Source organism: Photobacterium iliopiscarium (assembly GCF_003026395.1).
Taxonomy (GTDB): Bacteria; Pseudomonadota; Gammaproteobacteria; order Enterobacterales; family Vibrionaceae; genus Photobacterium; species Photobacterium iliopiscarium.
Genome location: NZ_PYOO01000007.1, coordinates 37,707 through 49,934 on the forward strand (window position 1 = coordinate 37,707; position 12,228 = coordinate 49,934).

The 12,228-nt window shown below is 39.7% G+C and carries 13 protein-coding genes and 1 pseudogene; 3 read left to right on the forward strand and 11 right to left on the reverse strand.

Annotated features, from left to right (window positions below; translation table 11 throughout):
• Window positions 1-7: 7 nt before the first annotated feature.
• Genes cybH through C9J51_RS11765 form a run of 3 tightly spaced genes read left to right on the forward strand, consistent with a single transcriptional unit; the run spans window position 8 to window position 3,044 of the window.
• Entirely contained in the window at window positions 8-754 is a 747-nt protein-coding gene (cybH, locus tag C9J51_RS11755) for a Ni/Fe-hydrogenase, b-type cytochrome subunit (protein WP_045036999.1), read from the forward strand.
• 5 nt (window positions 755-759) lie between these two features.
• Window positions 760-1,305: a HyaD/HybD family hydrogenase maturation endopeptidase gene (locus C9J51_RS11760; protein WP_045037000.1), complete on the forward strand. Its 546-nt coding sequence runs from the start codon at window positions 760-762 to the stop codon at window positions 1,303-1,305.
• Window positions 1,302-3,044 carry a Kae1-like domain-containing protein gene (locus C9J51_RS11765; RefSeq protein ID WP_045040302.1) on the forward strand — a complete coding sequence of 581 codons (1,743 nt, stop codon included), beginning with the start codon at window positions 1,302-1,304 and terminating at the stop codon, window positions 3,042-3,044. Before C9J51_RS11760 ends, C9J51_RS11765 begins: the two co-directional genes overlap by 4 nt.
• 139 nt (window positions 3,045-3,183) lie before the next feature.
• On the opposite strand, the gene C9J51_RS11770 is transcribed toward C9J51_RS11765, so the two are convergent.
• From C9J51_RS11770 to C9J51_RS11820, 11 genes and pseudogenes are all read right to left on the reverse strand, one after another.
• The gene (locus tag C9J51_RS11770) at window positions 3,184-4,392 is read right to left on the reverse strand and encodes an IS256 family transposase (protein WP_045040301.1); all 1,209 of its coding nucleotides are present in this window, start codon (window positions 4,390-4,392) and stop codon (window positions 3,184-3,186) included.
• A 136-nt stretch (window positions 4,393-4,528) separates the two neighbouring features.
• Window positions 4,529-5,152 carry a hypothetical protein gene (locus C9J51_RS11775; RefSeq protein WP_045040300.1) on the reverse strand — a complete coding sequence of 208 codons (624 nt, stop codon included), beginning with the start codon at window positions 5,150-5,152 and terminating at the stop codon, window positions 4,529-4,531.
• Window positions 5,139-5,660 carry a GreA/GreB family elongation factor gene (locus tag C9J51_RS11780; protein WP_045040299.1) on the reverse strand — a complete coding sequence of 174 codons (522 nt, stop codon included), beginning with the start codon at window positions 5,658-5,660 and terminating at the stop codon, window positions 5,139-5,141. Before C9J51_RS11780 ends, C9J51_RS11775 begins: the two co-directional genes overlap by 14 nt.
• A gap of 4 nt (window positions 5,661-5,664) precedes the next feature.
• On the reverse strand, window positions 5,665-6,318 hold the full coding sequence (locus C9J51_RS11785; protein ID WP_107275131.1) for a deoxynucleoside kinase: 654 nt from the start codon (window positions 6,316-6,318) through the stop codon (window positions 5,665-5,667).
• Window position 6,319: 1 nt separating this feature from the next.
• Window positions 6,320-7,252, reverse strand: coding sequence for a radical SAM protein (locus C9J51_RS11790; protein ID WP_052668113.1), 933 nt, complete (start codon window positions 7,250-7,252; stop codon window positions 6,320-6,322).
• Window positions 7,253-7,259: 7 nt separating this feature from the next.
• Window positions 7,260-8,618: a B12-binding domain-containing radical SAM protein gene (locus tag C9J51_RS11795; RefSeq protein WP_045040296.1), complete on the reverse strand. Its 1,359-nt coding sequence runs from the start codon at window positions 8,616-8,618 to the stop codon at window positions 7,260-7,262.
• Window positions 8,619-8,851: 233 nt separating this feature from the next.
• Window positions 8,852-9,091, reverse strand: a pseudogene (locus C9J51_RS11800) (IS6 family transposase); the annotation flags it as partial.
• Between the two features lie 393 nt (window positions 9,092-9,484).
• The gene (locus C9J51_RS11805) at window positions 9,485-9,841 is read right to left on the reverse strand and encodes a hydrogenase maturation nickel metallochaperone HypA/HybF (protein ID WP_045040295.1); all 357 of its coding nucleotides are present in this window, start codon (window positions 9,839-9,841) and stop codon (window positions 9,485-9,487) included.
• Window positions 9,841-10,872, reverse strand: a complete 1,032-nt coding sequence (gene hypE / locus C9J51_RS11810) for a hydrogenase expression/formation protein HypE (RefSeq protein WP_045040294.1) — start codon at window positions 10,870-10,872, stop codon at window positions 9,841-9,843. The genes C9J51_RS11805 and hypE overlap by 1 nt, the downstream gene beginning before the upstream one ends.
• On the reverse strand, window positions 10,869-11,990 hold the full coding sequence (gene hypD / locus C9J51_RS11815) for a hydrogenase formation protein HypD (RefSeq protein WP_045037007.1): 1,122 nt from the start codon (window positions 11,988-11,990) through the stop codon (window positions 10,869-10,871). Before hypD ends, hypE begins: the two co-directional genes overlap by 4 nt.
• Window positions 11,987-12,226, reverse strand: a complete 240-nt coding sequence (locus C9J51_RS11820; protein WP_045037008.1) for a HypC/HybG/HupF family hydrogenase formation chaperone — start codon at window positions 12,224-12,226, stop codon at window positions 11,987-11,989. The genes hypD and C9J51_RS11820 overlap by 4 nt, the downstream gene beginning before the upstream one ends.
• Between the last annotated feature and the right edge of the window lie 2 nt (window positions 12,227-12,228).

Consider the following 12,228-nt stretch of genomic DNA (forward strand, 5'->3'; position numbering starts at 1 on the left):
ATTTATCATGTCAACAGATACTGTGTTGTATAAACGATCCTATGTATTTTCATTCGTTATCCGTTTATGCCACTGGTTACGTGCCTTTGCAGTTTTTGGACTAGTTGTTACTGGTTTTTATATTGCTTGGCCGTTTTTAGTCGCACCCAATAGCACCAATGTGCTTGAACAAGGCTGGATCCGTTTAGCACATGAAGTATTAGGCTTTATTTTAATCGCCGTAACACTGATTCGTGTCTATCTGTTCTTTTTCAGTCGTAGCAATGTTGAACGGCGCTCGATTCAAGATATCATCAGTCCCAAAAGCTGGGTAAAACAGATCAAAGCCTATTTTTGGATGGGTAATGCACCCCACCACGGCGCTTATGGTCCATTGCAACTCATGGTTTATGCAGGGATTTCTATCGCTGCCATCTTCATGTGTGTGACTGGCTTAACGCTATATGCTAATGTGTACCACTTAGGTATTGGTGGCATGATGTGGGAACCTGCTCAATGGGTCGCATACGCGATGGGCGGGTTAGATGAAGTGCGTAAATGGCACCATTATATTACTTGGGCATTCATTATTTTTGTATTGATCCACGTGTATATGGTGATTTGGACAGGGATCCGTTTCCGTAACGGTTCAGCTGATGCCATTATGTCTGGTTACGATTACCACGCGGTAAACGTAAAAAAAGCAGATAAAGGCAATCATCCAGTCCAGCATCATGCTCACCACAATAGTCATTCAAAAAATAAAGGCCACTAGCGCAAATGAAGATATTGCTGCTTGGTATTGGCAATGTCTTGTACGCCGACGAAGGAGTCGGCGTACATTTCGTCAATTATCTCACAGAAAATTACCGCTTTACGCACCCCGAGCATCAGATAGATCTTATTGATGGCGGTACGTTAGCACATTGTCTTATTCCGACATTAACCCAATACGACCACCTTATTGTGGTTGATACAGTGAATGCCGCTGATGTAGATGCTGGTGAAGTGTATTTCTTTGACTTTGATAAAGCCCCTGCTGAAATCGATTGGCAAGGCAGTGCTCACGAAGTTGAAATGCTACAAACATTGATCATGATGGAACTGGTTGGCGATCGTCCCAAAACCTATGTTTTAGGCGTAACACCCACCGTATTAGAACCTATGTATATGGGTTTAACATCTAAAATTAATGCCGCGATACCAATTATGGAATCTGCATTAATTAACCACCTTTCCGCTCTCGATATAACGTGCGAAAAAGTAAATAACATTGATATTAATAGCCTGATTCCAACGGCTTACAAACGAGGTATTGAACAATGAAATTAATTCAGTTTTCTTTTACTTGTTCACGCCCAGTGCCATTTTACGCGCAATTATGTAACGATTATTTAGCAAACCAACCGGTAGAAATTACCATTGGTTATGAAAAAAATCGTTATATCATTGAAGCGGTTGGCACCCAAGCACAACTGGAAGCATTAGCTGATCAAATAGCCAAAGATTTCTTATTATCTATTTGGTTGATTGACTCTTCAATTAAAGAAATTCGTCACCGTGAAGGTCGTATTGTTCCCTTAATAACAACTGCGCATAATCTGCCTTTCTGTAGTTATTGCGAGCCAGCTCTTGGTGATAACCAATCTGAATTATTTGGTGAAATTGGTATTACCTGCTCACATTGCCATGGTGAAAAACTGGTTGATTCTTCAATTACTTGCCAGCAAATTCAGCAGTGGGCCGAAACGGTAATGAATACCGGTCATGTTAGTTTTAGCCTACCGCTTGCTGATAACCAACAACACGAATTTCATTTAAGCCGTGGACCAATTGCAGCCGCACAACACCAGCGTCAGCAAGTTATTATCTGTAACCCTAACAATGTACCAATGCATTTTATCGTGCCATCGCTGCATGTATTAGCGTTATCGAGCTTAGAAAAACCGCGCGTAACCGTTCGCGCTAAACGCCACCATGCTCAGCTTGATCAACCCTTGTATGATCTCTGCTTTAGCTATAATCGCGTATTAACCGTGTTAACTGAAATACTACGTGTGCGTGGCATTGATTATTTACACATTGAAACCAATCATCAGCAACCGTTAATTGCTCGTATTAACAAAGGTTGGAGTCAAATTTGTAGCGATCCGATGATTAACCCTTTAGCACCATTCAAAGCGGTTGAACCATTACATGATCAAGCTTGTATCAATGGTTTAAATGCCTATTGGAGCAAACGCCGCATTCGATTTGATTACCAGCCACATCACTCTAATGATGCGCCAGCGCAGACTCTTCCTATCTGTGCGCTACATGGTGGAATGTTAGAATCAGGTGTCGGTCGTCATAGTGCTGCTATTTATTTTGGTCGTTATGCCGCAGGTGAAATTGTCAGCCAAGATAAATTCACCCGTACAGATACCTTCTTAACCATGCCTACCCTGCCGCATTCAGGCTCTGAAATGATTGCCGTATTAGCCGCAGGTGAACAAGCTGAAGTATTAGCTAAATTTAAGCATCAAATACCGGTTAGTTATAACGCACTCAATAAGTTAATTTTAAATGAATGTAACAACCAACTGTCAGGTTTATTTGCATTAGCGGCTACCATACTTGGTTTATCAAAATCAGGTCATGACAGTGTTCAATATCTTAATGATGCGTTGATCGCCAAATCACTCCACAATGAGAGTAATCAAGGCCACCGTGTCGATTTTTCATTAGATATGGTTGATGGCAAACGCACGATTGATTGGGCACAAATGGTCGGCAGTTTAATGAGTTTCTGCTTAGTGGTTGATGAAGTCGATTATGACAAACTCGCCTTTGGTGTAATGGACTCACTAGCAGACTATATTGCTAACTGGATCGAACGTATGGACGAAACCACAGGTATTAAAGCCGTTACCCTTGCAGGTAGTGACTTTGCTAATGAAGTGCTAGCAGATCGCGTTTGCTTACGTGTAGGTAAGAACTTCCCTATCGTAACAAACCGCAAGTTAGAACTTGATGGCAGCAACCTAAGTGCTGGTGCCTTGTTCTTAAAAATGCGCCGCCGTTAAGGTTTATTCTATTGAATTAAATAGCCCCATTGCTGTTAGTGATGGGGCTTTTTTGTGGGGGTTATTTTTGTTATTGATCAACGTAATTAGCCAAAGTGCATTTCACGAGACCCTGTAAATAATTCTGTGTAATTACCTTTTACAGGTGATCTTTTAAACGGTCTTCAAATTCAATAATAAAACGGTTCATCGCTGCTTTCCAATTATGAATTGGCATCGACCATTTTTTTGATGCGGAACGAATTGCCAAATAGATGACTTTTTTAGCCGAGTCATCACTTGGAAATACTTTTCGGTTTTTAATCGCTTTACGGATAACACTATTCAGTGACTCAATAGCGTTCGTTGTATAAATCGCTTTTCTGATATCCTTTGGATATCTGAAAAACGTGTTTAAATTTTCCCAATTATTTATCCATGACCTTGATATTTGAGGATATTTTTCATCCCAACGTTCTGAAAAAGTATCTCGCTCCATAAGTGCTATTTCTTCAGTATCTGCCTGATAGATTCGTTTTAAATCTGCGGTCACTGCTTTGTAATCCTTCCAGGATACAAATCGTAGTGAGTTCCTTATCATATGGACGATACAGAGTTGGATATGTGTTTCTGGATAAACAGTATTAATTGCATCAGGAAAGCCTTTAAGGCCATCTACACAAGCAATTAAGATGTCTTCAACGCCTCGGTTCTTTAACTCAGTTAAGACATTAAGCCAAAACTTAGCGCCTTCATTTTCGGCGAACCACAAACCTAATAATTCTTTTTCTCCATCAAGATTAATTGCTAAAGCGAGAAAAACCGCTTTATTAATTACACGGTTATCTTGACGGATTTTAACCACAATACAGTCTAAATAAACAATGGGATAAAGACTGTCTAATGGTCTATTTTGCCATTCATTGACTTCGTCAATGACGGCGTTAGTAACTTTGGATATTAGTGTTGGTGAAATGTCTGCATTATACATTTCTTTAAACGAATCAACGATATCACGTATTGTCATGCCTCTAGCGTAGAGACTTAGAATTTTGTCATCCATCGATGTAAAACGTGTTTGATTTTTCTTAACCAATTGTGGTTCAAAACTACCTTCACGATCTCTTGGTGTATCGAGTTCAAATTGCCCATCTTCTGTTTTTAAAGTCTTAGTTGATGAACCATTTCGATAGTTTATTGAGGCGTCTTTCTGATTTTTTTCATAACCTAAATGCTCATCAAGTTCTGCATTAAGAGCAGCTTCAACTGTGATTTTAGTGAGCATTTGGCTGAAATCGAGGAGATCTTGATGAGATTTCAAACCTTTTGCAGCTTCCTTCGCAAAGGCTTCAAGTTCTTGCTTGGTCATAATTACCTATCCTTAATATGATTAAGTTAATGATAGGCAATTACACAGATTTTGGGACAGGGTCTTATAAATCATTAAATATACTACAAGTGGTTATTTTAAGTTTGAAATAACCACTTAGGGATAAAGAATCACCTCATACTATGGTATGTGAATCTGTATATTCATAATTGTGATTAGATAGCTTGGCTGCCTTTATCGTATCGAGAACACTTTTATATACTGTATCAGCATCATCATCAGCCGATATCTTTATTATAGAGTTTTTTAAGCCCATCATATTTACGGCATCATTAATCGAATTTTGTATAGCACAATAAAACTCTACCGCCCAATCCTTATCACCGATAAATGTTTTTGTTCGCTGATTTATGGTTTCTGCTGGGTTGGATAGAACCAGCCAAATACCAATCGCATTCTTTTTAAAAGGAGATGATTTATAATATTCTAATAAATCACCACAGCCATCCTTATTCCTTAAAAGAGCGTAAGCAATATTGCCCGGGTGCCAAGTTTCCACTACAACTATCCCCTGAAAATCATCAAAAGACTTATCGCGATCTAATTCAAGTCCTGCCACTCTATGCTCAAAATGAACATCCTGGCTAGAGGTCAGAAATTTTTCTTTATAATACAAATCTTTGCCGATCTCAGATCCTGAGAATTCAATATGCCCTTCGCTTTTTAAGCGATTAATTATTGATGTTTTACCGCAGCAATGAGTACCTATGATGTAAAAAAACAAATTATCTTTTATCATTGCATTCGTTCCATGAATTGTATAAATCAACAATTTCAAAAATGTAGTTTTTTCCAGCAATTTCTGTTTGCTCTGTCTCTGTATCAGGCTTGCACCCCATAAGAGCGCTTCCAACAGGCGTTTCGTAACTCAATACATTTTTCTTTGGGTCAGACTCTCCAAAACCACCAATTTCCCAGATTTCAGTTGCTTCGGTCGACAAAGGATCATCAATACTTATTCTTACACACTTAACTATTGAACCAACGTCAACAAATGTAGTATTTCTTTTAGTTATATCTATTTTATGCGATGTAGTTAATAAATCTTTTAACTCAACGATTTCCTTTGCTTTTCGATGCTCAGCCTGCTCTAGTGAGTTGAAGCCCGGGTTATCGTGCCAAGTATCTCCGCTTGCTGTATAGGCGATGGCTTTCTCCTCTCTTATAGCTGTAATTTCAGAGTCTAGTTTTTTGATTCTATCTATAATTAGGCTTTCACCATTACTTGTAATTTTCTTTATACTCATGGACCTATTCCTTTAAAGATAATTGCAGAACATTTTCTTCTAGTATTTTCCACGTTCTGTCTAAAACGTCGACTGGCTCATCCTCATCATATATAGGAACAGTGACCCAGAGAGCTTTACCAAGTCTACTTATCAACGCCGAATCCCTAATTTCCTTATATGCAGCCCTCATCTCCATAGATCTCTTCGGCGTTTCATCAATATCAATATCCTGATTTCTTGCCTTCAGACGTCTTATAAGTAATTCAGGTGATGCATCAAGCATTATGACAAAGTCAGGAGCCGGAATTTTTGATTCCATAATATCAACGAATAATGAGGATAATTTTGCGCTTCCTCTATATTTTCGCCACCTTGTAACATAACTTGTAACAATACTTCTATCGCCCAATACAAAATCAGAATTCCAATTGGTGTTTTTAGCAACAAAATTTGATCGCCGTGAGTAAATTAATGCTCTAAATAGGCTTGAATTTTTTAGTCTGGAATTACGGTTATACAATTTTTCTAAAAGACTATCTGGATTTGAATTATGTGTAGGACAGGCAATTTCAGCAGTTAACCCGTGCAATTTGCAGTGTTCGTCAAATTTTATCTTTAAGCCATTAAATAGTGTAGTCTTACCAGAACCATCCAAACCCTCTAGACATACATACATATCATCTCTCCATGACGCCTTTAACTAACTTAAGTAAACTTTTAGAATCCCTTGATTTAATGACTGTTCTTGCAGAAACTCTTGCAACGCCACCAGCTAAGCAAGGTATGAATTCACCTACTGAGGTCATTCTCAAAGGAAAAATCCCTTCTCGACACTCAGATTTCTCACTACAAGTTATGCAGTCTTTATATGGCAACTTAGCAGATAGTTCATCATCACGTAGGAGAACCGTCGCACCTGACTTCATCGTAATGAAACGTTTTGATATACCTTCTTTGTCCTGACATACAATTTCCTTCTCTATGCCCCATATAGATAAGATCGCCCTAAGTTCTTGAAGGGAGGTACTCTCATCACCCACTCTAATTGAAATAGGTATTAACGGCAGAATGACTAGTATCAGGTTTTTATCGCTAGCGTACGACAACATACGCTCTAGTTCATCGATATCACGACTACCGTGAAAAACATAATTCAACTTGGTGTCATGAAAACCATTTTCCAAAACATTATCTATACCTGCTTTTATTGACTCAAGCTGTCTAGAACTGCCGCCATTATCTCTACTAAACTTATCCTTATTGAGGCTGTACAGACTTATGTTTAGGCGCTTTAAGCCTGCATCCATAAGCTTCGGAAGTGATTTCTTTAGTAGCGTGCCATTAGTAATAATTGACACATCATCAATACCCTGTTTTTTAATGCCCCTAATTATTTCAGGCAAATCCTTACGTAACGTTGGCTCACCACCAGTAATTTTGAATTTTTCGAATCCAATGGATTTCATGTGGCCACATACCCAAATAAAGTCCTCAGCAGTAAGCTTTTCCGCGCTGGCGGATTGACATTGCCCTTCATTATGGCAAAAATAGCATGACAGCGTGCACTGATCGGTAATCGACATTCGGAAATACTTGGTTAACTTTTGCATAATTACCTCAAATATTAAACGTTTTATCTTGTATCGGTGAGGTAAATACAAATTCACTAGAATCTGTTGCTTCGTCTGTTGCCACGTATCCAAGACTTCTAAGTTCAGTATTAAATGTTTGTAGTACTTCAGTCATGTCACTTGGTGAAATGTAATCAAGCTTAATATCACCAGGAAGACCGTAGTAAAATAACTTTTCCAGTTGATCCATACTTGGTAAATGAATACCAAATTCGCTCGCTCTATCCCAATACTCAGTGCCAGGAAGAGGAACAAAGGTGTGTATAGCCACCTCGTTAGGCATACTATGTGTAATGGCATCAAGCGCTGCGTATTCTTCTTCTAAAGAGCTACCAGGAAGCCCCGTAATCCACCATGTTTTTATTCTCAGACCAACAGTCCTACAAATTTTGATGGCTTTTTTGATATCCTCAATCTTGGTCTTTTTACCAATGTCATTTAATACGCGATCAGAACCGGACTCGGCACCTATACATATCTTAACGCAGCCAGCTTCTACTAAAGCCTGTGCCAACTCTACGTCAATACTGTCAGCTCTAAGCTGAGCAATCCACTTTATAGGTAGATTCTTCTCCGAAAGCATTCTACAAAATTTGAGACGATCCCTGCGATTAAAGAAAAACATATCATCAGCCCAATACAAACTGATTTCCCCGTACTTCTCTGCGAGCATTTCTACTTCACAAAGAATTTTTTCAGGGCTAGCCATGCGGCCTTTCTTGCCACCCGGTCCCCAAGAGCAACAAAATTTGCACTTATAAGGACAACCACGGCTCGTGATTATTGTGTGGTGAGGATATAGATCCAAATTAAAGATATCACGATTGATTGCTGGCGTATTATTCAAATCTACAGATAACTTTGATGCTGGCGTACTTACTACTACTCCTAAAGAGTTCATGTACGAAATGCTTGGAATTTCTGCTAATTCAGCGTATAAATCTTTATTTAACCCATTTTTAGTTATGTAATTAACTAGTGGTATAAAGCTTAGTTCACCTTCACCAGATAAAGAAAAATCGACACCTCTTAATACCATATCTTGTGGGAATATTGATGTATGAATTCCACCAGAGACGATAGTTCCACAATCAACCATGTTTAGCTGCTTGATGAGATTAAAAGCGGTAGTAGCAGAAGTTGAAAGAAAGCTAATGGCAGTAACATCAGGCTTAAACTCACCGATAACGTTCACTGCATCGACATTCTCAACGGCGAGATCGAGAATTCTAACATCATGGCCGGCTTCTAGTGCGATGGTTCCTAATATACCCACACCAATCGGGTACTCAGCATAAACTCTGCCGTTCCAGTTTTTAGATACATTTATAAACAGAATTTTCAACTTTAGATCCCTAAGCAAAATGGGGTTATTATTCACTAAGGTTAATATCTTATATAAGCAACATACTGCATTCTAGTATTTTATGTTAATAAGTAGGATATCATCACACATATACAATATAATGAATACACATCAGAAGTAAGCGTATAAAGAATAGACAATTCCATCCATATATCGCAGGGCTTGTTGCAAATAAGCTGAATAGGTAAATGAGTCTTACAATTGACTAATTATTAATGGTAAACCACCTCAACATTGAAGAGACGATTCATGAAGGCGGATCTCTCCCGTACAAGGGTTTTTCGTTCATCATTACGTAACCAAAAATCAAACTGTCCTTTGTTCAACATCCGTAATGATTTGAAGTGGCATCGTTAATCAGGCACGTTTTCGTATTTTAAACCACCGGTGGCGACAATGAGTTTTTTGATAGGAGCGTAATTGGATTTGATACTATTATTAAGATAGTCTATATCGGTGAGCAAATCGCAGGTAGTATCCCATCAAACAGGTGCTGTAAGCATCATAGTCAGTAATAACAATTATGATAACTGACTATCATACGCAACAATAAACTACCCTCGTTGTTTTGTTGCACAACCAACTTCACCAATATCCACGCAATTACCCATGACATCTGTTATATCTAAACACCAACGAATACAGCAACTCTACAACGCATGGTTAGTAGATTCCCTATCTCGTTCGTAACCTCACTGTAGGGAATGACGGGGTTAAGTTGGCATTCGTTGTAGGGAATGACGGAGAGGTAAAGTAACCCGATAACTCGAACCTGATTTTCCTCCAATAAAAAAGGCCATACCAGCATTAACTGATATGGCCTTTTTTTTAGCGATAATCGCTACTTATGCGTCTTTGCTTTGCTCGACTTCTAGCTGCATGAGCATTAAGTCTTCGCCATCAAGTACCTGAGTATGATTACTACCGCAATGCTGACAAATAATGCTGCGCTCGGTGTGAATGGTTTCTTGTCCACATTCGAGGCAGGATAACACCAGCGGCTGAATATTCATTTCAAACTCAGCGTCATGGCAAATGCCTTCCAGCTTAAAAGTCTGAAAAGCCGTTTCAAGTAAGGCTGGTTCTACCCCACTTAAAATGCCGACTTTAATAGCAACGCGGGTAACTTTGTCTGCATTGTTATCACGAGCATGTTGTTCGCATTGTTCGATTAAAGCGCCAACAATGGAATACTCGTGCATTAACAGATCCTCGGTAATAATTCACCTTGAGGAAGGTCAAGATAACGACGACTACCCCAACCACTGGTTAGAATAACACGACCCGTATGTTCATTATTAACTGAACCAATCACACAGGCGTTGTCACAGGCAGCAAAAGCTTCAAGCACCTCTAATGCTTTTTGCGCTTGTGCTTGAGGCAATGCAATAATAAACGTGCCTTCGTTGGCTAAATCAAACGGTTCAAACCCGTATAATTCACATAATCCGCGCACTTCTTCACTGACAGGTACATCATCTTCAACAAGGCTGATACCCACATCAGATGCTTGCGCCCATTCGTTTAATACCGCAGATAAACCACCACGGGTTGCATCACGCATTGCATGAATATCAAGCCCTGCCGCAATTAATGCTTCAACCGCAGGCCATAGCGTATTGCAGTCACTGATAAGCTCAGATTCAAGGGTTAGGCCTTCACGCGCCATTAAAATAGCGGCACCATGACGACCCACATCACGCGAAACAATAATTGCATCACCATCAGCAAGATTACGCACTGAAATGCCTGTTTGCATGATTTTGCCAACACCCGTGGTATTGATGAAAATACCGTCAGCACAACCTTTTGGCACCACTTTAGTATCACCACAAACGATTTTAGCACCTGAAATGCTTAACTCTTTTGCCATGCTACTCACGATAGTTTTAAGCTTATCGATTTCAAAACCTTCTTCGATAATCACGCTGCAACTTAAATATTGCGGTTGTGCGCCCATCATCGCTAAATCATTCACGGTGCCTGCAATGGCTAATTTACCAATGTTACCACCAGCAAAAAACAACGGTGACACTGTAAATGAATCAGTGGTAAAGGCGGTTTTACCTTCAAGGGTTAATACCGCAGCATCTTCTTCGCTACGTAAAATAGCATTATCAAACGCTTTAAAGAATAAGCCTTTAATCAGCTTATTCATTTCCTGACCGCCACCGCCATGACTTAATTGAATGGATTTTGTAGTCGATAAAGCGGAGAAATCTTGTTCACTCATTTAACACCTCGGTAACGGAAATACGCATTACACGCACCTTCTGAACTCACCATGCAACTGCCAAGTGGCGTTTGTGGCGTACAACCACGGCCAAAGACTTTACAATCTTTTGGTTTTGCTAAACCACGCAGAATATCACCGCACTGACACGCTTTGTGGTCATCAATCGGTGTCATTGGCAAGCAAGCAGCAAATTTAATTTCAGCATCACGATGACGATATTTTGCATTAAGTTGTAATGCTGAGTTAGCAATCGGCCCTAAACCACGCCAGCGGAAACTATCACGAATATCAAAACAACGTTTAACCGCCGCTTGAGCAACCGTGTTACCTTCTTCTGTTACAGCGCGTGTGTATTGCACATCGAGTTCAGCAATGCCTGCGACTCTTTGCTTGGTTAAGCGCAGAATAGATTCCATCACATCAACGGGTTCAAACCCTGCCACAACAACGGGTGTTTGGTATTTTTCAACCACTGAGCGGTAAATTTTAGCGCCCTCAATAACACTCACGTGTGACGGACCAATAAACGCATTCACTTTCACCGCAGGATCAGCCATCACTACATCAATCGCAGGTGGCACTAATACATGGTTAATGTGGAAATAAAGGTTATTGACCTGACGTTGCTCGGCTAATTCAATCAAAATCGCCGTCATTGGGGTTGATGTTTCAAAACCAATCGCAAAGAAAACCACGTCTTTATCTGGGTTATCAAGCGCAATGGCTAAACAATCCAACGGATCATAAATTGGTCGAATATCACACCCTTTAGCGCGATATTGTGCCAAGCTGCCTTTAGATCCTGGAACACGGATCATGTCGCCCAATGTTACTAAAATCACATTTGGCTGACAGGCTAATGCCGCAGCATGGTCAATACGCTCTTTAGGCATGACACACACAGGACAACCGGGGCCGTGAATAAAATCAATATTATCGGGCAATAACTGCTTTAAACCATACTTCATAATGGTATGTGTATGACCACCACACACTTCCATTACTTGCATTGGTTCAGGTAAATCAACCGCAAGTTGCTTAATCTGTTCAGCTAAGCTCAATACTGTATCGGCATCACGAAAGCCTTCATACAGTTTTTTTAGATCGAAACTCATATTGGAAGTGGCCCTGATTCATCCATAATAAACTGATACATTTCAAGACTTTCTTGTGCATCTTTGTCATCGATTTTGCTCATTACAAAACCAATATGAACTAATACATATTCACCAAGAACAAGCGGATCCATTAATAAATGGCAACTTACTCGACGCTTCATGCCCATGGTATCAACAGTGACTGTATTATCTTCGTGAATTTCTACAACCTGCGATGGAATCGATAAACACATAA